The 22,986-nt window shown below is 39.9% G+C and carries 22 protein-coding genes; 7 read left to right on the forward strand and 15 right to left on the reverse strand.

Going from position 1 to position 22,986, the window contains the following annotated elements:
* Positions 1 to 277: 277 nt before the first annotated feature.
* Positions 278 to 952 (reverse strand): DUF4294 domain-containing protein, encoded by a 675-nt coding sequence (locus WAA86_RS12455; protein ID WP_337301344.1) that lies wholly within the window; start codon positions 950 to 952, stop codon positions 278 to 280.
* A gap of 101 nt (positions 953 to 1,053) precedes the next feature.
* Here WAA86_RS12455 and WAA86_RS12460 point away from each other — a divergent pair, with 101 nt between their 5' ends.
* Both WAA86_RS12460 and WAA86_RS12465 read left to right on the forward strand, forming a co-directional pair.
* Positions 1,054 to 2,142 carry a M42 family metallopeptidase gene (locus WAA86_RS12460; protein ID WP_337301345.1) on the forward strand — a complete coding sequence of 363 codons (1,089 nt, stop codon included), beginning with the start codon at positions 1,054 to 1,056 and terminating at the stop codon, positions 2,140 to 2,142.
* A 47-nt stretch (positions 2,143 to 2,189) separates the two neighbouring features.
* The gene (locus tag WAA86_RS12465; protein WP_337301346.1) at positions 2,190 to 2,738 is read left to right on the forward strand and encodes an NUDIX hydrolase; all 549 of its coding nucleotides are present in this window, start codon (positions 2,190 to 2,192) and stop codon (positions 2,736 to 2,738) included.
* Here the strand turns inward: WAA86_RS12465 and hisS are convergent.
* The 6 genes from hisS to rpsF all read right to left on the reverse strand — a co-directional run bounded on the left by hisS (position 2,733) and on the right by rpsF (position 9,098).
* A complete protein-coding gene (gene hisS / locus WAA86_RS12470) occupies positions 2,733 to 4,109 on the reverse strand; it encodes a histidine--tRNA ligase (RefSeq protein WP_337301347.1) in 1,377 nt (458 codons plus the stop codon). The genes WAA86_RS12465 and hisS overlap by 6 nt on opposite strands.
* A gap of 68 nt (positions 4,110 to 4,177) precedes the next feature.
* Positions 4,178 to 4,648 (reverse strand): DUF6495 family protein, encoded by a 471-nt coding sequence (locus WAA86_RS12475; protein WP_337301348.1) that lies wholly within the window; start codon positions 4,646 to 4,648, stop codon positions 4,178 to 4,180.
* A gap of 131 nt (positions 4,649 to 4,779) precedes the next feature.
* Positions 4,780 to 7,890, reverse strand: a complete 3,111-nt coding sequence (locus WAA86_RS12480) for a TonB-dependent receptor (RefSeq protein ID WP_337301349.1) — start codon at positions 7,888 to 7,890, stop codon at positions 4,780 to 4,782.
* A gap of 99 nt (positions 7,891 to 7,989) precedes the next feature.
* Entirely contained in the window at positions 7,990 to 8,445 is a 456-nt protein-coding gene (gene rplI, locus WAA86_RS12485) for a 50S ribosomal protein L9 (protein WP_337301350.1), read from the reverse strand.
* Positions 8,446 to 8,458: 13 nt separating this feature from the next.
* Positions 8,459 to 8,755 (reverse strand): 30S ribosomal protein S18, encoded by a 297-nt coding sequence (gene rpsR / locus WAA86_RS12490; protein WP_062054635.1) that lies wholly within the window; start codon positions 8,753 to 8,755, stop codon positions 8,459 to 8,461.
* Positions 8,756 to 8,759: 4 nt separating this feature from the next.
* On the reverse strand, positions 8,760 to 9,098 hold the full coding sequence (rpsF, locus tag WAA86_RS12495; protein WP_337301351.1) for a 30S ribosomal protein S6: 339 nt from the start codon (positions 9,096 to 9,098) through the stop codon (positions 8,760 to 8,762).
* Between the two features lie 234 nt (positions 9,099 to 9,332).
* Between rpsF and WAA86_RS12500 the strand changes: the two genes are divergently transcribed.
* Positions 9,333 to 10,025, forward strand: coding sequence for a LytR/AlgR family response regulator transcription factor (locus tag WAA86_RS12500; RefSeq protein WP_062054639.1), 693 nt, complete (start codon positions 9,333 to 9,335; stop codon positions 10,023 to 10,025).
* Between the two features lie 138 nt (positions 10,026 to 10,163).
* Positions 10,164 to 10,856, forward strand: coding sequence for a LytR/AlgR family response regulator transcription factor (locus WAA86_RS12505; RefSeq protein ID WP_337301352.1), 693 nt, complete (start codon positions 10,164 to 10,166; stop codon positions 10,854 to 10,856).
* Here the strand turns inward: WAA86_RS12505 and priA are convergent, their stop codons facing one another.
* Genes priA through nadC form a run of 4 tightly spaced genes read right to left on the reverse strand, consistent with a single transcriptional unit; the run spans position 10,857 to position 15,590 of the window.
* The gene (priA, locus tag WAA86_RS12510; protein ID WP_337301353.1) at positions 10,857 to 13,313 is read right to left on the reverse strand and encodes a replication restart helicase PriA; all 2,457 of its coding nucleotides are present in this window, start codon (positions 13,311 to 13,313) and stop codon (positions 10,857 to 10,859) included. It lies immediately after the preceding gene.
* 14 nt (positions 13,314 to 13,327) lie between these two features.
* Positions 13,328 to 13,768, reverse strand: coding sequence for a DUF2147 domain-containing protein (locus WAA86_RS12515; protein WP_337301354.1), 441 nt, complete (start codon positions 13,766 to 13,768; stop codon positions 13,328 to 13,330).
* Positions 13,752 to 14,732 (reverse strand): YihY/virulence factor BrkB family protein, encoded by a 981-nt coding sequence (locus WAA86_RS12520; RefSeq protein WP_337301355.1) that lies wholly within the window; start codon positions 14,730 to 14,732, stop codon positions 13,752 to 13,754. Before WAA86_RS12520 ends, WAA86_RS12515 begins: the two co-directional genes overlap by 17 nt.
* On the reverse strand, positions 14,733 to 15,590 hold the full coding sequence (gene nadC, locus WAA86_RS12525) for a carboxylating nicotinate-nucleotide diphosphorylase (RefSeq protein WP_337301356.1): 858 nt from the start codon (positions 15,588 to 15,590) through the stop codon (positions 14,733 to 14,735).
* Positions 15,591 to 15,686: 96 nt separating this feature from the next.
* On the opposite strand from nadC, the gene rlmH reads away from it, so the two are divergent.
* Complete coding sequence (rlmH, locus tag WAA86_RS12530; protein ID WP_337301357.1) at positions 15,687 to 16,160, forward strand: 23S rRNA (pseudouridine(1915)-N(3))-methyltransferase RlmH; 474 nt, start codon at positions 15,687 to 15,689, stop codon at positions 16,158 to 16,160.
* A 61-nt stretch (positions 16,161 to 16,221) separates the two neighbouring features.
* Here rlmH and serA read toward each other — a convergent pair whose 3' ends face one another.
* From serA to WAA86_RS12550, 4 genes are all read right to left on the reverse strand, one after another.
* Positions 16,222 to 18,114 (reverse strand): phosphoglycerate dehydrogenase, encoded by a 1,893-nt coding sequence (serA, locus tag WAA86_RS12535; protein ID WP_337301358.1) that lies wholly within the window; start codon positions 18,112 to 18,114, stop codon positions 16,222 to 16,224.
* Positions 18,115 to 18,333: 219 nt separating this feature from the next.
* Complete coding sequence (locus WAA86_RS12540; RefSeq protein ID WP_337301359.1) at positions 18,334 to 19,044, reverse strand: DUF3307 domain-containing protein; 711 nt, start codon at positions 19,042 to 19,044, stop codon at positions 18,334 to 18,336.
* Positions 19,041 to 19,652, reverse strand: coding sequence for a SatD family protein (locus WAA86_RS12545; protein ID WP_337301360.1), 612 nt, complete (start codon positions 19,650 to 19,652; stop codon positions 19,041 to 19,043). Before WAA86_RS12545 ends, WAA86_RS12540 begins: the two co-directional genes overlap by 4 nt.
* 82 nt (positions 19,653 to 19,734) lie before the next feature.
* On the reverse strand, positions 19,735 to 20,163 hold the full coding sequence (locus WAA86_RS12550; protein ID WP_337301361.1) for a methyltransferase family protein: 429 nt from the start codon (positions 20,161 to 20,163) through the stop codon (positions 19,735 to 19,737).
* A gap of 122 nt (positions 20,164 to 20,285) precedes the next feature.
* Between WAA86_RS12550 and WAA86_RS12555 the strand changes: the two genes are divergently transcribed.
* The gene (locus WAA86_RS12555; protein ID WP_337301362.1) at positions 20,286 to 20,864 is read left to right on the forward strand and encodes a non-canonical purine NTP diphosphatase; all 579 of its coding nucleotides are present in this window, start codon (positions 20,286 to 20,288) and stop codon (positions 20,862 to 20,864) included.
* A gap of 255 nt (positions 20,865 to 21,119) precedes the next feature.
* Entirely contained in the window at positions 21,120 to 22,955 is a 1,836-nt protein-coding gene (locus tag WAA86_RS12560; RefSeq protein ID WP_337301363.1) for a DEAD/DEAH box helicase, read from the forward strand.
* The last annotated feature ends 31 nt before the right edge of the window (positions 22,956 to 22,986 follow it).

The following is a 22,986-nucleotide window of genomic DNA, read 5'->3' on the forward strand; positions in this document are numbered from 1 at the left end:
GCAAATAAAAAATGAAAAAGTTTTTTTTATTTTTTTTCGCCGCTCCAGAACCTTCAATGAACACGGCCTCTCGACCGTCTTTCCCTGCACAACCCTCGTTGTTTCGGGCTGCAAACCTACAACCTTTCCGCAATACCACAACACTTTTTTACGCCTTTTTTTCAAGGAATTTTAAAGTTGTTTTTAAATCGCTTATTCTTAGATTATTGCAGGAACAATTATTTTTAAAAAGGGTATTAAATTTAATGGATTTAATTGAATTACACAACTATTTTTTTCAATTGCCCGACTTCTTCCATTTATTGGAAAGGGATGCATAATCATAATCCAGCACAGACTCCTGTCTTTCCAACTTTCTTTCCGCAAAAGCCCTTTGTAAGATATCTTCTATCAAATAGTCCTCCATCTCACTTTCGGGATGGAATTCCTCCTTGATACTTATGTTGAAAAACTTCGCTGTGGTATTGTACCAGAAGGCCCGCCATCCACTACGGAGTTCCTTTACCAGGTCAAAGGCGGTAATTCCTGTTTGTCTGTGTATCAACTTTACCAAGATCTGCCCCTCCGTACGGGTCAGCTTTTTTAATTCCTCGGAAAACTCATCCTCTATATACTTTTGTACCTTCTTGGTGTATTTCCTTCTTTTTGAGTTGGATTTGATCATTTCAAGACTATCCGTCAAACTCACTAGTCGCTCCGAAGCCAACTTAGCATATGGGTATACCTTTAAGGTCTTTCTCTTTAATATGTAATAACGAAGCTTATCCTTATAGGATGAGAAATTCAACTTTCCAAAAACAACCACCTCCCTAAGTGGAATGGAGGTCACGAAGATAGAATCGCCATACATCTTTACGTATTGAGTATTTAGGGAATCTACCTCTTCTTCACTCTGACCCAAAGCAAAGAAACCCATCAACCCTATAATCAAAACCAACAATTCCTTTTTCATGCAAACACTAAACTCAAAAATCGTGCTAAAATTAATCATTATCCCACAATGTTATTATTAAATAAAAGTGAATATCGTTAAGTTTGTACAAAACAAATTACATGAGTTCAAAAAAGATACTTACCAAAAAGTCGATTGATTTTTTTGAGAAATACCTAAATAACCCTTCCCCTACCGGATACGAATGGGAAGGACAAAAAATATGGATGGATTATCTAAAGCCCTATGTGGATACCTTTATAACCGACACATATGGTACAGCCGTTGGGGTAATCAATCCGGATGCGAAATTTAAAGTAGTCATTGAGGGACATTCCGATGAAATATCGTGGTATGTAAACTACATTACTGATGAAGGCCTTATCTATGTGATTCGAAATGGAGGCAGTGACCATCAGATCGCCCCATCGAAATGGGTGAACATCCACACCAAAAAAGGTATTGTAAAGGGTATCTTTGGTTGGCCGGCCATACACACCAGGGAGAGCTCAAAGGAGGAAGCCCCAAAACTGGACAATATATTTGTGGACATTGGGGCAAAGGATAAAAAGGAAGTTGAAAAAATGGGAGTACACGTAGGCTGTGTGATCACTTATCCAGATACTTTCCAAATCCTAAATGGCAATAAGTTTGTATGCAGAGCCATTGATAACCGTGCCGGTGGTTTTATGATCGCTGAAGTGGCCCGACTACTACATGAGAACAATATTAAATTACCGTTTGGATTGTACGTGACCAACTCTGTACAGGAAGAGATAGGTTTGCGAGGTGCCGAAATGATCACCCAGACCATTAAACCCAATATCGCCATCGTTACAGACGTCTGCCATGACACCACAACGCCCATGATAGAAAAGAAAAAACAAGGCCATACCGAGATAGGTGCCGGACCGGTTATCTCCTATGCCCCTGCGGTACAAAACAAATTGCGCGAACGTATATTGGAAACTGCTGAAGCACAAAAAATTCCATTTCAGCGCATGGCATCATCCAGATATACCGGAACAGATACTGATGCATTTGCATACAGTAACGGTGGGGTTGCCTCGGCATTGATATCACTACCGCTAAGATATATGCATACTACCGTAGAAACTGTTCATAAAGACGATGTGGAAAACGTGATCCGTTTGATATATGAAACACTTCTTACCATAAAAGAAGGTGAAAATTTTAGTTATTTTGAATAAACCATACCAACCCTCCCCAACAGGAGGGTTTTTTAATGTCCCCACTCATGGATGAGCTTATTGATATATTGGATGACAATGGCAATTACACTGGTAAGAGCCTCATGAAATCAGAAGCCCATAAAAAAGGACTTTTCCATCCTACCGTCCATATTTGGTTTTATACCAAAAAAGGAGAGGTATTAATCCAACAGCGGGCGGCTTCCAAGGAAACCCATCCTTTATTATGGGATGTATCTGTGGCGGGTCATATTGGTGCAGGGGAAGACCTTGTGGAATCTGCCATTCGGGAAGTCTCAGAGGAAATAGGACTGGTGGTCACCAAAAAGGAAATACGAAAAGTTGGCGTTTTTAAATCCGTCAAAGAATTAAGGGCTGATTTTATCGATTGTGAATTCCACCATACCTATATATCTGAACTGAACACATCCTTGGATAACCTTAAAAAACAAGAAAGCGAAGTAAAGGCTTTGGCCCTTATCCCGCTTCCTGTATTTATAGATGAACTACGTCAAAACAACAGTTCAAAAAAGTATGTTCCCCATGATCCGCTGTATTTCCAGACCATTATTGATGCCATAGAAAAACAATTATAAGTTTTCCACGAATTCTTCCGGGGCATCCAAACCAAAGGTGTACTGTTCCCCTTTTGCCATATCTTTTACAACGAACGAATTGTTTGCCAATTCCTGCTCCCCAATCAAAACAACATAGGGTACATTTCTATTATTTGCATATTTCATTTGTTTTTGCATTTTGGCTGTTGTAGGGTAAAAATCAGCTTTTACACCCATTTTACGTAATTTCCCTACCAACTTCAAGGAGGCCAAAGCTTCCTTCTCCCCAAAATTCACGCATAGCACATCCAAGGACTGGTCTATGGCCTTAGGAAAGAGGTTTAATTCCTCCAATACCAAATAAATTCTATCCAATCCAAAGGAGATACCTACCCCACTGACATCCTTAAGTCCAAATATCCCAGTAAGATCATCATATCTTCCCCCTCCACCAATGGAACCCAGTTTGACCTTTTCGGGGGCAGCTACTTCAAAAATAGCCCCCGTATAATAATTAAGACCCCTTGCCAAGGTGACGTCCAATTTCAATGCAGCCGATTGTAATCCCAGTTCATCTAAAGTTTCCACAATAAACGAAAGTTCTTCTACACCCTTGGATCCTTCTTCAGACTCTTTCAATAGCTCTTTTAAGGCAAAAAGTTGATCTGTATTGGAACCTGACATTGTAAACAAAGGGGCAGCTTTCACAATGGCTTCTTGTGAAATACCTTTTTCGATCATTTCTTTCTTGACACCTTCCTCCCCAATTTTATCCAATTTATCCAAGGCTACCGTAAAATCGATCAGATGGTCTTTGGCCCCTATAACTTCTGCGATACCCGCCAAAACCTTTCTATTGTTCAATTTGATGGTAACACCGGTCAATCCAAGATCAGTAAAGACTGCATCATAGAGTTGAACCAACTCAACCTCTTGTAGCAATGAATTAGCCCCAACCACATCAGCGTCGCACTGAAAAAACTCCCTGAACCTGCCTTTCTGGGGTCTATCGGCCCTCCAAACAGGTTGGATCTGATATCTTTTAAAAGGAAAGTCGAGCTCATTTTGGTGCATTACCACATAGCGGGCGAAGGGCACGGTCAGATCATAACGCAACGCTTTTTCCGAAATATGGGAGGTCAGCAGATTGGAATCCCTTTTACCATAGGTAGTGTCATCTACCTTATTTAGGTAATCTCCTGAATTCAAAATTTTAAAGATCAACCTATCTCCTTCATCCCCATACTTCCCCATTAGGGTCTCCGAATTCTCAAATGATGGGGTTTCTATAGGTTGAAAACCAAAAGCTGCGAAGTGTTTCTTTACGATCTCAAAAATATAATTACGTTTTACAACTTCTGAGGGTGTAAAATCCCTAGTTCCTTTTGGTAATGTTGGTTTCTGTGCCATTGCTTTTATTAGAGTAACTTAACTTTACTATGGTATTTATTATTATTGCGGTAGCATCCAAATGGTATTTATTCGATCAATTTATCGAACCAATTGTACAAATCCCCGCGGGTAATAACCGCCCCTTGTTTTATCAAAGAAAACTTATCCAAATTTTTATCATCTGTATATGCCTTTGAAGCGGTAAGATACTCCACAAAATCTGATTGCCAATTTTTCTTGAACCAATCAAAACCCTCCGTTGTGGTTAAATCTATATTGGGGTTCATTACTTTAACAGAAATCAGTTTCATTTCCTTTTCGGTCAACTGAAATAAGTGCATGTTCTGGGCAGAAATATTTTCCAAATATTCCACTTTGGTCAATACACCTTCCCAAACCAAGTCGCTAAAAACATCAACTTCATCTTCAGCCACTTCAGGCTTATTGGTTTTAATATCTTCCCATTCCTCTGCCGTAATGGATTGGGTGGCCAAAAAGTTTATGAACTCCTTGTGCAATTCTTCCAACTGTTGTTTGGTAAGTCTTGTATATTTCATTTTAGTCTTTGAATTTACCCCCTCTTTTGGGATTATACCCAGGTCTTCACCTGAGCTATATATTTCTAGCTGCAAAAATAAAAAGGCTGTGCAAACTGCACAGCCTTTTAAAGTTTAAATAACAAAATGATTTAAAAAATATATCTTAAACCAAATTGAGCTTGCCATCTGGAAAGTAAACTGGTATCAAAGCCGTACGTATCGCTAAGAGTTTCATCAAAACTATAAGTCGGCACATTAGTATCAGGATCTACCGATACTCCAATTGGACTAATACTATTTGGTTGTTGAACAACTCCCCAATCAGAGTTGATCATGTTTCCTACATTCAGGATATCAATACTGAACTGAACAGTGTTTGTTTTATCCCCAGAAACTTTAAAATTATAATCCTGCAAGAATTTCACATCCCATTTTCCTCTCCAAGGCGCCAAGGCAGCGTAACGCTCCATATAATCTCCCCTGTTATCCCTTAAATAATCATCTTGTTGGATAAAGGCCTCAAGTGCTGCAGCATCTCCTGCCCCACTAAAGTTCATTTGTCCGATCTCGCTTGAGGTTGGAATATATATAAGGTCATTTATATTGGACCCGTCTCCATTTATGTCACCACCGTATACATAGTTGTAACGGCCACCTTGTGCGTACTCAAAGAAAGTTGATAAGGTAGTGGCCCATTTACCATTACCATACGTCCAGTTCTTACTGGCAACCCCGATAAATCTGTGGGTATCTCCGTATTTGGAAAATGAAAGCACATCCGTGTTCACATTGTTCACAATTGGGTTACCCGCAAAAGCATCACTGGTAATCTCAGCCTCAATGGAGTTGACATCCTTCGCATTCAAATAGCTATAGGCAGCCATAGCGTACAAACCATTGTTGAATGTTTTTTGTGCTTTTACAGATGCGTTCCAAATTCTTCCCTTATCGGAATTTGTAAACACGAAAGGCCCAGCACCAAGTCCAAAACCATTCAATTGATCATCTGCGGTATATGTTGGTCTATTGTCAACACCGCTTAAAGAACCTGATGGATCTGTCAATCCCCAGTGTTGCACGTGGGCACCATTGATATCTTTGGTGTAGGAAACGTCTCCGGTAAGAATCAAACCGTTCTCCAATCTTTTATCGACCCCAATATTGGTTCTCCAAACTTGTGGGAATTTGTAATCAGGATCAACAGCCTGCAAGAAAAACACATCAGGGGATCCAATTTGGTTCCCTAACCAAACGAATGGGAAACGACCTGTAAACAAACCGGAACCTCCCCTTAATTGCAAGGACCTATCTCCATTAACATCATAGTTGAATCCTACCCTTGGTGAAATCAACCAGTCATTGTTGGGCATTTGCGTATTATCAATAAATACAGTTTCACCAGTGTTTGGGTTTTGGTATGGCTGATCGGCAATCACAAAACCTCTATCGATAACATCTTGTGCCTTTTCCGCTGAATCAAAGAATAATGGCTTATCAAAACGAACACCATAGGTAAGTTTAAAGTCCTCTGTTATGTTCCATTCATCCTGTGCATAGAATGCCAATTGACCAACATTGGTTTCGGCCAAATTCCATCCTTGTCCGTCTGGCACTTGATTATTGGCCTCGAAAGTAGCACGGGGGCCATCGAAGTCATAGCTGGTAGCATCAAAATCAGCAATATCTACACCTCCGAACAGGTCAAAACCATATGCCGTAAGGTTAAAAGAGTTGTCAAATTCGAATTTCTCAAAAGAGAAACCTACGGTATACGTATGGTTACCTTTAAAAATGTTCATGTTATTGGTCAACTGATAGACTTTTTGGTCCAATCTGTTGTTAACTGAAAATGGTTCATGCCCAGCAATAATATAGTTGGTACCACCTTTGGTAATGTTAATTGATGGCGCTGGAGTAGACAATGGGTTTCTAAAGTCATCGAAATGGGTATAACCAAACTGTAATTTGTTGGTCACTTCGTCAGACAAGGTAGAGTTAAGTTCCAATTGTACGGAATTCAACTTGTTATTGATTTCATAACCACTGTTTTCGAACTGTAAAGTGGTAAAATTTGGACCTCTTTTTTGTATTGCGGTTGGATGCGCTGGTTTTTCACTTGAAGCATCCAAGAAGTTGTAGATGAACGCCAATCTGTTCTTGTCATTAATGTTCCAATCCAATTTAAGGATTCCTTTGGTAGAGTTGGAACCATAAGTGAATCCTTCATACCTACCTGTATCGTATCCGACAGCTGCCAATGCAGACTGAACAGCAATTAAATCGGATTCCAATACTCTTGATTCGTTAATGGCACCAGATCCGGTGTTTGGCACCCATCCATTGGATCCCAAATCATCTCTTTCATCCTTTTCAAAGTTGGCAAAAAAGAACAACTTATTTTCAACTATGGGGCCACCAATACTAAAACCGTATTGGTTTTGGCTCAATTTTGGTTTTACAACATCTTCTCCTTTGATTTTCCCTCCGGTAAGATCCTCATTTCTAAAAAACCCGTAAACGGTACCATGAACTTCGTTGGTTCCACTTTTTGTTACTGCATTTACAGAAGCACCTGTAAAACCTGATTGGGTAACATCATAAGGGGCTGTTGAAATTTGGATCTGGTCTATGGCATCCAAAGAAATGGGCTGAGCCCCTGTTTGTCCACCTGGAGTTGGCGAATCCAATCCAAAGGGGTTGTTGAAAATTGCCCCGTCCAAAGAAAAGTTGTTGAATTGGTCATTACGTCCTCCAAAGGAGTTTCCACTTGCGGTTGGTTCCAACCTTGTAAAATCTTGTGCTGAACGCGAAATGGTAGGAAGTTTTGTCAATTCCCTTTTACCTACACTAGTTTCTGCTCCTGTACGGTCACTTCCAAAAGTACCTGTGCCCCTATCGGATACCACAACCACCTCTTCCAGTGCCTGACTGTCCGACTCAAGTTTTAGATCCAAGTTCAGTGTAGATCCCAAGGTGAGGTAAAGATCAGAGCTTGATTCTGTCTTAAATCCGATGTAAGATACGGTAACCATGTAAGGTCCACCCACTCTTAGGTTCAATAGGTTAAACCTACCTTCCTCATTGGTGATTGCGCCATACTTTGTTCCAGTTGGGGTATGCACTGCAACAATGTTGGCTCCTAATAATGGCAAATTCTCATCGTCCATTACCGTACCTCTAATATTGGAGGTAGTTACCTGGGCCATAACTCCTGCACAAAAGAACAGAAAGGATATTGCCAATAGAAATTTTGTTTTCATTTGAATGTAGTTGAATTAGTAAATTTAGTCGCGGCAAAAATAGCACAAAAAAAAGGCTACCGCAAGGTAGCCTTAGATATTAATTATGAACGAAAATTGTTAACTATTTGCCTCAGCAACAACCTCGAACGGGAAATCGATAATTACTTCCCTGTGCAAACGTATCTGTGCATTGTAAGGTCCAGTTCTTTTGATTGAACCTCCATTGATGCTGATGTATTTTTTGTCAATAGATTGACCAGCCTTTTCCAAAGATTCAGCCAAGTCCATATTGGTGATAGATCCAAATAGTTTGTCACCTGCACCAGCCTTAGCTGCAATTTTTATTTCCAACTGTTTGATTGCCTCGGCCATTTTATTTGCCTCGTCAATCACTTTCTTCTCTTTGTGAGCCTTTTGCTTCAAGTTTTCAGCCAATACTTTTTTGGCAGATGGTGTAGCCATTGCAGCCAACCCTTGAGGAATAAGGTAGTTCCTTCCGAAACCATTCTTCACATTTACTAAATCGTCTTTAAAACCTAAGTTCTGTACGTCTTCCTTTAATATAAGTTCCATGATCAGCTTCTTTTTATTTTAATAAATCACCTACATAAGGCATTAACGCTAAATGACGTGCTCTTTTAACTGCAGTAGCCACTTTCCTTTGGTACTTTAAAGAAGTTCCTGTAAGTCTTCTTGGAAGAAGTTTACCTTGCTCGTTTACCAATTTGATCAAGAAATCTGGATCTTTGTAATCCACATACTTGATACCAGATTTTTTGAAACGGCAATATTTCTTTTGCTTGTTGGTTTCTATGTTCAATGGGGTCAAATACCTGATTTCCCCATCTTTCTTACCTTTTGCTTGTTGTTCTATAGATGACATAACCTTATGCTTTTGTTTTTAACTTTGTTCTTCTTCTTTCTGCCCAAGAGATAGCATGCTTATCTAACTTAACAGTTAAAAAACGCATAACACGCTCGTCTCTTCTGAATTCCAACTCATAGCTGGAAATGGCCTCACCTGGCACAGTGAATTCGAACAAATGGTAAAAACCACTCTTCTTGTGTTGTATTGGATAAGCCAATTTCTTAAGCCCCCAATTTTCTTTAGATACCATTTTGGCACCTTTGTTAATTAAGAAATCCTCGAATTTCTTAACTGTTTCCTCTATCTGCGTATCAGATAGAACGGGATTTAAAATGAAAACAGTTTCGTAATGATTCATATAATTAGATTTTTTTAAGTGCGCAAAAGTAATAATAATTATTTCTATCCACAAGAAAATAGAAAAATCTTCGTTATAGATTAACCAAGTTATTAACAATTAAACTTAACTGAAACCTAAACCATGCATTATACCGATTACACAACAACATACACTGTGTTCACATCTTTTGTTGTAGTTGACCGTGTTTTTTCGGTACTTTGCCGATGATTTAACCCCACAAATCAACCATTTATGAAATTAAGAAGTATAATCGTAGACGATTCGTCCATGCAGCGAATGGCAGTGGCCAAATTGGTCAACAACCATCCCAACCTAGCCTTAATAGCGGAATACAGCAATGCTATAGAAGCCAAGAACGGAATTAAGAACAATGAAGTAGATTTAATTTTCCTAGATGTGGAAATGCCGATAATCAACGGATTTGACCTTCTTGAATCCCTAGAAAACAGACCACAGGTTATTCTGATTACCGGGAAGCCTGATTATGCCCTAAAGGCATTTGATTATGATGTAACGGATTACTTGCACAAACCTATTACCATGTCGCGTTTTGACGCTTCCGTGAAAAGAGCTGTGGCCAAGTACGAACAAATGAACAGGGTCAACGAAGATGAGGAACACATCTTTGTAAAAAGCAACCTAAAAAAGAGAAAGGTCATCCTTAATGATATCAAATGGATCGAAGCACTTGGCGATTATATCAAATTGGTTACCGATGAAGCCAATATAGTGATCCTATCTACCATGAAATCCTTTGAAAACGAACTTCCGCAAGATAAATTCTTGAGAATTCATAAGTCCTATATTGTCAATTTAGAGAAAGTTGAGAAATTCAACAGTAAAAATGTTGAAGTGGGGGGTAGACAAATACCTCTAAGTAGAAACAAAAAGGCAGAATTGGCAGAAGCATTGAGCAATGTTTAGCTCCAGTTTTTAACTCATGTAGAACAATCATCTACCGATATTTTATTCAATTGCATTAAAAGATTATTCATTTCTTTTAATGCAATTTTTTTTTTGACGATAATTTTGGCCCAGATTTCACCCCTTAATCAACCAATAATGAAGTTAAAATGTATCATTGTAGATGATTCGCTAACACAGCGTTTGGCAGTAAGCAAATTAATAACTGCCCACAAAAACCTAACTCTAATAGGAGAATACAGCAATGCCATAGAAGCTAAGCAAGGCATAAAAAAAGAAGATGTGGATCTTATTTTCCTTGATGTGGAAATGCCCGTTATCAATGGATTTGACTTTATGGAATCCTTGATCAAAAGTCCCCAAATCATTCTCATTTCAGGAAAACCGGACTATGCTGTAAAGGCATTTGAGTACAACATCACAGATTACCTACAAAAACCTATCTCCCCCAGCCGATTGGATATTGCCATTAGAAGGGCTGTTGATAGATATGAGCAAATACATGGAATTCACAATGAAGAAGAACATATTTTTGTAAAGAGCAATCTAAAAAAAAGAAAAGTAATTCTCAACAAGGTTAAATGGATAGAGGCCCTGGGCGATTACATCAAATTGGTTTCGGATGAGGCCAATGTCATCGTATTATCCACTCTTACCGCCTTTGAGAACGAATTGCCAAAGGAAAAATTCCTGAGAATCCATAAATCCTATATTGTGAATCTGGACAAGATTGAAAGATTCAGCGGTAAAAATGTGGAGGTAGAAGGAAAACTTTTGCCCTTGAGCAGACATAAGAGGGAGAATTTGGAGAAGGCCCTGGAAAAGATTTAATCATATATAATCTACATTGTATATGATCCGAACACCTTTGAATTGACCAATGGCGTCAAAAGACTTTTCTATTTTCTTTATGGCGCCTTTAGTTTTCGCCAATGATTGTTCGGAGGATATCTTGACCATCACATTTTTTAGGTACTGATTTCGTATCCTAGCCACGGGCGGGAATTCTGGACCTAAAATATTCTCTTTAAAAATGTTTTGCAGGGATTTAGCAAACCAAGCCGCAGCCTCATTGAGTTTATTGTAGTCCTTATGCTTAAAGGTCAACTTGATCAATCTGTTGACCGGGGGATATTTGTATTGCTCCCTTTCGTATAATTGCTCTTGGAACATACCTTGGTAATCATGCGTAGACACTTGTTTTAAAATTTGGTGATAGGGATTATAGGTCTGTACGATTACCTTGCCCCTTTTTTTGGTGCGCCCTGCCCTGCCCGCTACTTGGGTCAGTAATTGATAGCTGCGTTCGTGGGCCCTAAAATCCGGAAAGTTCAAAAGGCTATCGGCATTCATGATGCCCACCAAGTTCACATTCCTAAAATCCAAGCCTTTCGTCAACATCTGCGTTCCCACCAAGATATCCAATTCCTGCTCCTCAAAGGCTGTAATGATCTTTTCATAACCGTGTTTGCCCCTGGTAGTATCCAGATCCATCCTACCGACCTTGGAATTTGGGAACAGCTCCTTAAGTTCTTTCTCTACCTGTTCCGTTCCAAAACCTTTGGTGTCCAATGTTGTACTCCCACAGGCCAAACAACTTTGCTGTAATGCCATATGGTAACCACAATAGTGGCATCTGAGTTGCTTTCTATGCTGGTGGTAGGTGAGGCTAACATCACAATTGGGACATTCGGGCGCATGTCCACAGGTTGTACACTCCACAATAGGTGCATACCCCCTCCGATTTTGGAATAAAATCACCTGTTCTCCCCCTTCGAGTGTTTCCGTAATTTCTTCCAATAAACGCTCAGAAAAATGGCCTTTCATTCTCTTTTTTCGGGTCTGTTCTTTAATATCCACCAGTTCTATATCTGGCATCAACACGTTGCCAAAGCGTCTTGTTATACTTGCATATCCATATTTTCCCTTGGAAACATTGTAAAAACTTTCGACGCTAGGTGTAGCCGATCCCAACAATATATTGCTACCGTGGAAATGACCCAGAACAATGGCCGAATCCCTTGCATGGTACCTGGGAGCAGGATCATATTGTTTAAATGAGGCCTCATGCTCTTCATCAACGATAATAAGTCCCAATTGGGAAAAAGGCAAAAACAATGCTGAACGGGCACCAATCACAATTTGCGCTTTGGATTGCTGCTGAAGTACGTTGTTCCAAACCTCTACCCTTTCCTGTACGCTATACTTGGAGTGATACACTGCCACCTTTTCCCCAAAATAATTCTGCAATCTGGCTATCAGTTGCGTGGTCAGCGCTATTTCAGGCAACAAATACAGGGCCTGCCGACCTGATGAAATACACTCTTCAATTAATTTTACATAGACCTCGGTCTTCCCTGAAGATGTTACCCCATGTAGTAGGGCAACCTTATTTTCTTGAAAACTTTGCTTGATATCAGAAAATGCTTGGGACTGAAATTCATTCAAGTCCTTGAGATCTGCATTTTCTTCCTCCCCCTCATAAACCACCCTATCGGTCTGCACAAAATACTCTTCCAAGATATTCTTATCCACCAATGCCTTTATTACACCGGATGAACTATTGCTGGTTTTTTCCAGCTCAGACACTTTAATAGGTTTTTTGGTGACTGCCTGTAGCTGAAAGAGTGACAGGACCACCTGACTTTGTTTGGGAGCCCTACTTAGGTCATTCAACAATGCCTCCAGACTTTCTTCAGATTGATATTCCTTACCCAAACGGACATATCTAACCATTTTGGGCTTATATTGTTCAAAAACTTCTTCCTTTAAATCGATGATATTCTTTTCCAGCAATCGGCCCAAAACGGGAAGAATATTTTTGCGTTCCAGAATGGCACTAATTTCATGTACCCTTAATATGGGTTGGTGCTGCAAGGCCTCATATACCAAAAATTCGTCATCCAAAAGATCACCTTCATGGACTGTGACCTTGTTATTTCTAGAAATCAAGGTTTCACTTTCCAATAAAAAAGCACTGGGTACGGCAGTCCTAAAGACCTCCCCAACCGTACACATATAATATTCCGCGATCCAAGACCACAACTGTAATTGCAGTGCATTGACAATAGGATATTCATCCAATATCTGATGTATATCTTTCGCTTCGTAAACGGTTGGGGCCACAGCATGGACCTCGTGGACCAAACCTGTGTAAATTTTAGTTTTACCAAAAGGCACGGCCACTCTCATACCCGGTCGCAAATAACCGGCTTCCGTTTCAGTAACCCTATAGGTAAAGAGTTTTTCTAGTGGAATTGGTAGAATTACATTGACAAAATGCTGCATAAAACTAATTGATCTTATTCCAGAACCCTTAGCCAGGTTTGCGTTCTGTAAATAAAGGCCAAATATCCCCTTACCATTAATTCATTGGGATTATTTGGATTTAACCAGATCTTGCACCTAAAGGTCATGGCCTGTTCTGGATCGAAGAGGGTCTTGCCCTTCCAAACTCCATCTCCTTCCTCTTCTACATCTTCTATAATTTTCATGCCAACAATGGCCTTATCCTTAAGCTCCCCTTCGCACTTTACGCATTTGGCATTTTCCCTGCCTTCTTCAAGGATTTTCTGAACAACACCTTGCATCTTATTCCCTTCCTTATAGACTTTGATAATGGCCTTGGGCTGTCCGTTTCTATCATCTATGGTCTTCCATTTGCCAAAGACAGTTTGTGCATTTCCAAACTGCATGCATATCATTGCCATGGCAAACAATAGCATTTTACATATTCCTTTCATATAAGTTTATTTTTTTTCGCAAGTAATTCAGGGTTGCATTCAATTCAAATCCAAGTAGCAAGATATTGGAATTTAACCAGATAAAAATCATTAAAATCAATAATCCTCCCAAAGCACCATACAATTCATTATATCTGGATATTTTCTCAACGTAAATCCCAAATAGATAGGAGGTTAACAAAAATAATAATGTGGTCATGATGGCGCCAGCGGAGAAAAATCTGGCTTCCTTACCTTCAGCAGTACCAAAATAATACAGTATAGCCGTTATCAAATAGGTCAATAATGTAAAAAACAATAATTTACCCAGCTCCACCAAAAAGATGTCGCCCTCATCAATCTCGTAGCCTCTGGACCTCGCTGCCAAAGCGCCTACATAATCCAAAATGTAAAATTCAAAATAAATGAACACAATAGCCCCTACGATAAGGAGCACGGACAAAACAACCCCTACCATCAAGGCATAGGCATACGATCTAAAAAAACTTCTGGTCAGGTTTACGTGGTAAGAATTTTCAAATCCATCAAATATGGCGTTGACACCGTTGGCGACCAACAAAATGGAAATTAAGAAGGCTGATGACAACAGCCCTCCCTGTTTCTGATCTTTTATCTGTTGATAGATCTCGCTAAAATAGTCTCCGGTGGCCGTTGGCAGAAAAGCCTCCAGGAACATCAACAATTGGGTATCAAAATCATTTTCGCCCACGTTGACCAAAGGGATGATAAAAGGCACTAAGGTGACCAAAAAAATAAGTAGTGGAAATAGGGCCATAAAAAGACTAAAAGAAATGGAACTCGCTCTAGTAGAAAGAGCTCCCCTGATGATACCAAGAAAATACATCTCAATAAGATCATAAAAAGACAGACCCTCAAATCCTGGTAGCTTTACAATTTTCAAAAGTTCCACCAAGCGGCCAATAACTGGAATTCTACTGAGTTTGCGTTCTATCTCCTCTGACATCTATATCGCTTTAAGACTTAAGTCCATATTATATACGGAATGGGTCAGGGCACCAGAGGAAATAAAATCTACACCACATTCTGCATATTTGCGGATGGTCTTCTCATTGATACCACCCGAAGACTCCGTCAAACAAGAATCTCCAATAAGTTTTACCGCCTTTACCGTGTCCTCAAAATTGAAATTGTCCAATAAAATTCTGTAAATACCCCCTGATGCCAAAATTTCGGACACCTCATTCAGGTTTCTAGCCTCAACAATGATCCTCAAATCCCTTCCGGTATCTGTAAGGTATTGTTTGGTTTTATGTATGGCTTGGGTAATCCCACCGGCAAAGTCTATATGATTGTCCTTGAGCATGATCATGTCATATAGCGCGAATCTATGGTTCTCCCCTCCCCCTATTTTTACAGCCCACTTTTCTGCGGCACGCAATCCTGGGGTGGTTTTTCGGGTATCCAAAATCTTGGTTTTTGTACCTTCCAACAACCTTACATAAGTATTAGTCTTGGTCGCAATGGCACTCATCCGCTGCATGGCATTGAGCACTAAGCGCTCTGCCTTTAAAATACTCTGAGAGCTTCCGCTGACATGAAAGACAATATCCCCATATTTTACCTTTTGTCCATCTGTTATAAAAGTCTCGATCCGAAGCTCCTCATCTACAAAATGAAAAACTTTTTTGGCAAATTCGACCCCGGCAATAATACCCTGGTCCTTCACCAACAATTTTGCCTTTCCTTGGGCAGAACTGGGAATACAGGCCAAGGAACTATGATCACCATCGCCTACATCTTCTCTAATGGCATTACTGATAATTAAATCTATCTCTCGTTGAAATTGGGCTTCAGAAATCATAGCTTTTTTTTGGTTGATGCTAATTTAGTAAAAACATATCCCAAAATTGAAATGCAACATTGGGAAAGATATTTTTGTAAGTCTTAACTTTGGCGAATGACGATAAAACTTCTGGCAATAGGAAAAACCGATAGTACTCATTTACAGGAATTAATCACTGAATATGAGCAACGATTGAGGCATTACATAAAGTTTGAGCTCGAAATTATTCCCGATATCAAAAATGTAAAAAACTTATCGGAGATTCAGCAAAAGGAGAAAGAAGGGGAAGCGATCTTAAAACGATTACAGCCCACAGATGTGCTGGTCCTTTTGGACGAGCACGGGAAACAATATACCTCCATCGAATTTTCCAACTACCTGCAAAAGAAAATGAACGCGGGAATCAAAAGAATGGTCATTGTAATTGGTGGTCCTTATGGGTTTAGCGAGGCCATCTATCATAAGGCACAAGGGAAATTGAGCTTGTCCAAGATGACCTTTTCCCATCAAATGGTACGCCTGTTCATTGTTGAACAAATTTACAGGGCTTTCACCATCCTAAAAAACGAACCCTATCACCATCAATAATAAATATTGGCGGAGATAGGGCTCATTTGTTGCATAGGCGCATTACCTATGATATACCAGTTTAATAAAGCACTCTAAATTTAATAGTATTGTCTATCTTCTTAAGTGCTTTGATCACTTCTTTGTTATATTCTTTGTCCAAATCCGAAATTACATAACCTACTTCGTTGTCCGTGGAAAGGTACTGACCGGTTATATTCATTTCATATCTGGCCAACACCTCATTGATTTTGGCCATAATACCCGGTACATTCTTGTGAATATGCAAAAATCTATGGGCATTGTTTTGTTTTGGCAATCTAATATTGGGGAAATTCACGGCATCTACCGTGTTCCCAGAATTGATGTAATCCATTATTTTGTTGGGGACAAAGTCAGCTATATCCCTTTGTGCCTCCTCTGTACTACCTCCCACATGAGGTGTCAATATCACATTGGGTATTCCCTGTAGTTCTGTAATAAACTCACCATTGGATCTAGGCTCTTCCGGATATACATCTACTGCGGCTCCACCCAATTTACCGCTTTTAAGACCATTGACCAGGGCAGGAATGTCCACGACAAAACCTCTCGCAAGGTTGATCAGCATTGCGCCATCCTTCATTTGGTTGATTTCCCTTTCTCCGATAAAATTGTTATTGGCCTTATTGTCATCTATATGGAGGGTCACCACATCCGATACGTTCAACAGGTCTTCCAAAGAATTGCACCTGATGGCGTTCCCCAGAGCCAATTGATCCGCAACGTCATAGTAATAGACACGCATACCGATGGCTTCGGCCAGGACGGATAATTGTTTGCCAATATTACCGTACCCTACAATACCAAGGTTCTTACCCCTTACCTCTCTTGAATTGGCAGCTGTCTTGTTCCATTGGCCTTGGTGTATTTCCATACTTCTTGGAAAAACACTACGCATCAACATAATGATCTGACCAATGGCCAACTCTACAACGGAGCGGGTATTGCTATAAGGGGCGTTGAATACCACAACACCCTTTCGCCTACAATTATCCAGATCTATTTGGGTGGTACCTATACAAAACGCTCCGACGACCATCAATTTATCGGCGGCATCCAAAACTTTTTTGGTGACCTGGGTTTTCGATCTGATTCCCAAAACATGAACACCCTTGATCTTTTCGATCAACTCATCTTCAGAAAGACTGCTTTTTACTAATTCTACGGTAAAGCCTTCATTTGAAAGGTTTTCAAATGCTGCCTGATGTACATTTTCCAATAATAGAATTTTGATTCTATTTTTAGGATAGGATATTTTTCTTGGTAAGTCGTTCACAAATAAAAATTCATCTAGGTTAGGTGTAACGTGATCGGCTTTTCTGGTGGCCTTTTCACGGGAAACGTTTTCTGTATATGCAAAAAATTTATCGGCGATTCCAGCTTCCCGCATAACGTAGTCGCTGTATCCATCTCCGATTACTTGTACTTCACCTTCCAAATTTAAGCTCCGTAGGCATTCTATCTTACCGTTATGGGAAGCCAAGACATTGGCTTCATCAAAGCCGATGATAAATCCATCTGCATCAAATTTGAAGGTATTGGCATAGACCCTGTTGGAGGGGATATTGTATTCTTCCACAATAGGATCAATAAACTCCTTGAATCCACAGGAAATAACATAGATATCCTCTGAGAAATTATGGAAAAATTCTTTGTTGGAGGCTATGGATTTGGAAATTTTCTGACGAAGTTCTGTTACCAATGGCTCTAGATCATTCTTATGGGCGTTCAATAATTTAATGCGACGCTCCAGTGATTCTGTAAAAGAAATATCTCCATCTATGCCTAGATTGGTGATTTTTTGGATCTCATGGATGATTTCATTTTTGTTGGATTTACCATTTAGGGTAATTTCCGCCAACACATCCAATGCCTCTACCCTAGTAAGCGTACTGTCAAAATCGAATACATATTTCCTGCCCACTTCTACCATTGTTGTATAAAATTTAAGCAGTAAAAGTAAAAATTAAATTCCTTCAATTAAGGTATTTTCGGTTAAAAAGGGTTTCGTGTTAGCAATCTCACAAAATTACTGCAAATATCATTTTAAATCACAGCAAAAATTATGAATTCCCTATTTCCAAGACACTGGGCCATATGGTGCCATATCATTCCAATCGCCTAAAATTCAAAGTTCTTCATATGGATGCCCTTATAAAACACCTCGTAAACTGATATAGAGAAACCCAGTTAATATGGCGATACCGAAACTCAATAAGGTACCTATCAGAATGTATTCGGTAAGCTTCCTATTGTTGCTCTCTTTGAGGTCATTGAATCTAAATACTGATTTGGCCGTGATGAGCAATCCGATGACCTCCCATCTCCCAATAATAATGAAGAGCAGGACAAACAAACGTTCTATGATCCCAATGTACTTCCCCGCATTGGGTAGCGACTTATGATCTATCTGAATCTGATCCGAAAATCCCTCCAAAAGTTTGCCCATGATCACACCTGCCGGAAAGCTTACAAATACCACAGCAGTAACCAATGCCCAATCCAACTGCTGGAATAGGGATATGGTATGTCCCAAAAGATTATCGTAATAGGCACAGACATAAAGCACCAACAGATGCAGGATTTGGTCTACAAAGAAGATGACATTCTTTTTCTTGGTCCATGTTCCGGCGTACAGTTTTATGAGATCTATTGTAAAATGCGATAAGCTAATGGCCAGTGCCAATTTCCAATAAGCCATATCCCACAGCAATAGCAATATAAGGACAAAATGGATGAGGGTATGGAAATAGAGATATTTTGATCTCACTTTATTCGACTCTTTGTGAATGACCCATTTGGTGGGCTGCAGCACAAAATCCCCGATTAAATGTGCCAAAATCAACTTGATAAATAAGATCATAAACTATCTTCCTTTATAGTATTTTCATAAAAATTGAGCACTTCAAAAACAAGTTCTGCTTTTGCCCTTTTCATCCGCTGACTAACGGCAGATTGTTTGATCTGTAGCATATCGGCCAGCTCCTGTTGGGAACATTCTGGTCTCTGCAGTGCCAAGGCTACAATTTCTGCAGAAACAATGGACCAGCTATCCATAAATTCCAAAGCTAATCTAAATATTAGATTAAGGGTCGCGTCTGTATCCTTATCTGAAGTTGCAATGGCCAGATTCAATTTTTGCTGTTTCAAGTTTTCAAAGGTTCTGCCCGAGAATTGGTATGCACTGCCATTGGATTCACTTATTCCTTCACCACTATAGCTCTCCTCCCCTATCCCTATGGCCATGCGAACATCCAATCCCTTGAACTGCTTGATCATCGATTTTATTTCAACAGCAACTTTTAGCGCCTTACTGGGGTCTACTTTCAACTGAAATTCATCGCCCCTATATATGTCCCAATCTTTAGGGGTATTCCCCAACGTGGACAAATAGGTCTTTAATCCGGCCATCCATTCGGACACCTCGTACCGATCAGAATTTATAATATCACCCGTAATAATTGCAACCATAATTTATAAGCTATAAAGCTAATATATAATAATATAAGCAAATATACTAATATTATTTCATATAAGCACGATACCTGATAATTCAGAACCACCGTCTTACCTGAACACAATAATGCTCGTATTCCTTTCCAAAAAGTTTCACCAATGCCTCTTCCTCGGGAATGATCTGATATTTATTCATATAGGACACAAATGCAGCCGCCAGGAGCGTATTGAAGACATTGCCCAGCCAGAGCCCAAGAGCCAACAGCAACATTAACAGCGCCAGGTACATGGGGTTTCTGGAAAATTTATATATACCATTTGTAACTAAATGAGAACTCCCTGAGGGTTTTAGCGGATCTATGGTTGTCCTAGCCTTAAAAAACTGATATAAAGAAATACATCCTATAAGTACGGCCAAACCCACCAAAAATCCCAACAGCCAAAAGCGGCCAAAAAAGTCGAACTCCCCTACGGGCAAGAACAGATCCAGCAGATACATAAGACCTCCAAAAACGATAAATATCATAGCGGGGGGCAATTTTAATTTCATAGTATAAAATCTATTAGGATTTAAATTTAGTAATTTTGCACGAGCAATCGCATAAGTAACAATATACACTTCGGACTGCAAAAAAACCGCATACTATTATGGAACTCGTATTTGCCACACACAATAAGAACAAGTTTAAGGAAGTTCAACTGCTCCTTCCCAAACATATCACCCTGCGCTCCTTGGAGGACATAGGTTGTTTTGACGAAATTCCGGAAACTGCCGATTCCATTGAGGGCAATGCCATCCTCAAGGCCAATTATGTGACAGAACATTATGGTTATCCTTGTTTTGCAGATGACACCGGACTTATGGTAGATGCTCTGGACGGTGCCCCGGGGGTATATTCTGCCAGATATGCCGGAACCGAAAAAAGCTCGGAGGCAAATATGGACAAATTATTGGAGGAATTGAAAGGCGAGACACATCGGGAGGCGAAATTCAAAACCACCATAGCACTTCACTTGGAAAGAGAAAAGGTCTTGTTCAATGGCATTGTATTGGGCGAAATAACCTTGGAAAAAAGTGGTGCTGAAGGATTTGGTTATGACCCCATCTTCAAACCCCAAGGTTATGATAAAACATTTGCTGAACTTCCCATCACAGTTAAAAATGAGATCAGCCACAGGGGAAAAGCTATCAAACAACTGATAGCCTACTTAAAAAATCTAAAATAGGATCCGATCAAAAACTTCCAAGGAATATTTTTATACAGCGAAACCCTTGATTTTCATTTTATTGATACTTCCAAAGGCTGGTTTGGCCTAGGTTTCAAAGTATTACACAATTATTAACGCTATGTCAATAATTAGCAGTACTTTTGCGGCTTGAAATAATGCCGCTGGTATAGCATGTGTTGCGCTGAGTATAATAGGTTATAAAGAATAATCGCTCTATGCAACATTCATATTTGCGATTAAGATTAACATATTATGACAAAGTTTGAAGCACTGGGACTTGATAAGTCCCTAATTGATGCTATTTCTGATTTAGGTTTTGAAAGCCCGTCGGAAGTACAGGAAAAAGCAATTCCAATCTTATTGGAAGATGATACGGATTTGGTAGCCTTGGCCCAAACCGGAACAGGAAAAACCGCCGCTTTTGGTTTTCCACTTATCCAAAAAATAGACAAAGACAGTAGAACTACCCAAGGATTGATCCTCTCTCCTACCAGGGAATTGTGCTTGCAGATCACCAATGAACTTCAATTGTATTCCAAATATGAGAGAAGCCTAAATGTTGTAGCTATTTATGGTGGTGCCAGCATCACCGATCAAGCAAGACAAATTAAAAGAGGGGCTCAAATTATAGTAGCCACACCTGGTCGTATGAAAGATATGATCGGTCGTGGAATGGTTGATATTTCAAAAATCGACTATTGTGTACTGGATGAGGCGGATGAAATGTTGAATATGGGCTTTATGGAGGATATCAAAGATATTCTTTCCAATACCCCAAAGGAAAAAAATACCTGGTTGTTCTCTGCAACAATGCCAAAAGAAGTGGCAACCATTGCTAAGAAATTTATGCACAACCCACAGGAAATTACCGTGGGAACCAAAAATTCAGGAGCATCAACGGTACAGCACGAATACTATGTAGCTGGCGGAAGGGATCGTTACCCTGTCTTAAAAAGACTGGCCGATACCAATCCTGATATTTTCTCCGTAATATTCTGTAGAACCAAAAGGGACACGCAGAGGGTTGCTGAAAAATTGATCGAAGACGGGTATAACGCTGGTGCGCTTCACGGGGATTTGAGTCAGAACCAAAGAGATTTGGTCATGAACTCCTTCCGTAAAAAACAAATACAAATGTTGGTGGCCACTGATGTTGCCGCTAGAGGTATTGATGTAGATGACATTACCCATGTGATCAACTACCAATTGCCAGATGAGATTGAAACCTACACCCACCGTAGTGGACGTACAGGTAGAGCTGGTAAATCCGGTATCTCCATGGTTATCGTTACGCGTAGTGAATTGCGTAAGATCAAAGCTATAGAGAACAAAATCAACCAGAAATTTATCTCCAAAAAGATCCCAACAGGAATGGAGATCTGTGAAATCCAGCTGTACCATTTGGCCAACAAAATAAAGGATACTTCCATCAATGAAGAGGTAGAAAGTTATTTACCTGCCATCAATAACGTATTCAAGGGCATTGACCGTGAAGAATTGATCAAAAAAATAGTCTCTGTTGAATTCACACGATTCTTCAACTATTACAACAAAACCAAGGATCTCAATACCTCCGATGGCGGAGATCGCAGAAATGATTCTGACGGACCAGCCCAGATTCCTAGTGACGGTTCTGTTCGTTATTTCATCAACATTGGTGAAAAGGACGATTATGACTGGATGTCCTTAAAGGATTTCTTGAGGGATACCTTGAGTTTAGGGCAGGATGATATTTATAAGGTAGATGTTAAAGAAAGTTTTTCATTCTTTAATACCGATGCCTCTGTTACAGAGCAGATCTTAAAGACCTTCACCGATTTTAAGGTAGACGGAAGGTTCATCAATGTTGAAATCTCCAAGAACCCTGGTGGTGGCGGAGGTGGAAGTCGTGGAGGCGGAAGTCGAGGCGGTGGAAGACGCAGTGGTGGAAGACGCAGTGAATCATTCGGCGGAAGACGTAGCGGTGGCGGAGACAGCGATCGCGGCGGAAGACGCAGCGGTGGCAAAGGCCGTGAGCGAAGTGCTTCCGATAGTCGCAAAAAGGACTCTGGAAGAAAATCGTCCAAAAAGAAAAACGGATTCTTTTAGTTAATTGTATATTAAAAAAATACGCTTCGGC

The organism is Sediminicola sp. 1XM1-17, assembly GCF_037203765.1.
GTDB lineage: Bacteria > Bacteroidota > Bacteroidia > Flavobacteriales > Flavobacteriaceae > Sediminicola.

Coding starts and splice junctions, on each gene's coding strand:
- WAA86_RS12520 (WP_337301355.1), bottom strand. CDS start 14,732: ATGTCAGAGGAGATAGAACGCAAACTCAGTAGAATTCCAGTTATTGGC.
- WAA86_RS12515 (WP_337301354.1), bottom strand. CDS start 13,768: ATGAAAGGAATATGTAAAATGCTATTGTTTGCCATGGCAATGATATGC.
- priA (WP_337301353.1), bottom strand. CDS start 13,313: ATGCAGCATTTTGTCAATGTAATTCTACCAATTCCACTAGAAAAACTC.
- hisS (WP_337301347.1), bottom strand. CDS start 4,109: ATGGCACAGAAACCAACATTACCAAAAGGAACTAGGGATTTTACACCC.
- nadC (WP_337301356.1), bottom strand. CDS start 15,590: ATGATTTCTGAAGCCCAATTTCAACGAGAGATAGATTTAATTATCAGT.
- WAA86_RS12555 (WP_337301362.1), top strand. CDS start 20,286: ATGGAACTCGTATTTGCCACACACAATAAGAACAAGTTTAAGGAAGTT.
- WAA86_RS12545 (WP_337301360.1), bottom strand. CDS start 19,652: ATGGTTGCAATTATTACGGGTGATATTATAAATTCTGATCGGTACGAG.
- WAA86_RS12465 (WP_337301346.1), top strand. CDS start 2,190: ATGGATGAGCTTATTGATATATTGGATGACAATGGCAATTACACTGGT.
- rpsR (WP_062054635.1), bottom strand. CDS start 8,755: ATGTCATCTATAGAACAACAAGCAAAAGGTAAGAAAGATGGGGAAATC.
- WAA86_RS12540 (WP_337301359.1), bottom strand. CDS start 19,044: ATGATCTTATTTATCAAGTTGATTTTGGCACATTTAATCGGGGATTTT.
- WAA86_RS12550 (WP_337301361.1), bottom strand. CDS start 20,163: ATGATATTTATCGTTTTTGGAGGTCTTATGTATCTGCTGGATCTGTTC.
- WAA86_RS12480 (WP_337301349.1), bottom strand. CDS start 7,890: ATGAAAACAAAATTTCTATTGGCAATATCCTTTCTGTTCTTTTGTGCA.
- rpsF (WP_337301351.1), bottom strand. CDS start 9,098: ATGAATCATTACGAAACTGTTTTCATTTTAAATCCCGTTCTATCTGAT.
- WAA86_RS12475 (WP_337301348.1), bottom strand. CDS start 4,648: ATGAAATATACAAGACTTACCAAACAACAGTTGGAAGAATTGCACAAG.
- WAA86_RS12505 (WP_337301352.1), top strand. CDS start 10,164: ATGAAGTTAAAATGTATCATTGTAGATGATTCGCTAACACAGCGTTTG.
- WAA86_RS12455 (WP_337301344.1), bottom strand. CDS start 952: ATGAAAAAGGAATTGTTGGTTTTGATTATAGGGTTGATGGGTTTCTTT.
- WAA86_RS12560 (WP_337301363.1), top strand. CDS start 21,120: ATGACAAAGTTTGAAGCACTGGGACTTGATAAGTCCCTAATTGATGCT.
- serA (WP_337301358.1), bottom strand. CDS start 18,114: ATGGTAGAAGTGGGCAGGAAATATGTATTCGATTTTGACAGTACGCTT.
- rplI (WP_337301350.1), bottom strand. CDS start 8,445: ATGGAACTTATATTAAAGGAAGACGTACAGAACTTAGGTTTTAAAGAC.
- rlmH (WP_337301357.1), top strand. CDS start 15,687: ATGACGATAAAACTTCTGGCAATAGGAAAAACCGATAGTACTCATTTA.
- WAA86_RS12460 (WP_337301345.1), top strand. CDS start 1,054: ATGAGTTCAAAAAAGATACTTACCAAAAAGTCGATTGATTTTTTTGAG.
- WAA86_RS12500 (WP_062054639.1), top strand. CDS start 9,333: ATGAAATTAAGAAGTATAATCGTAGACGATTCGTCCATGCAGCGAATG.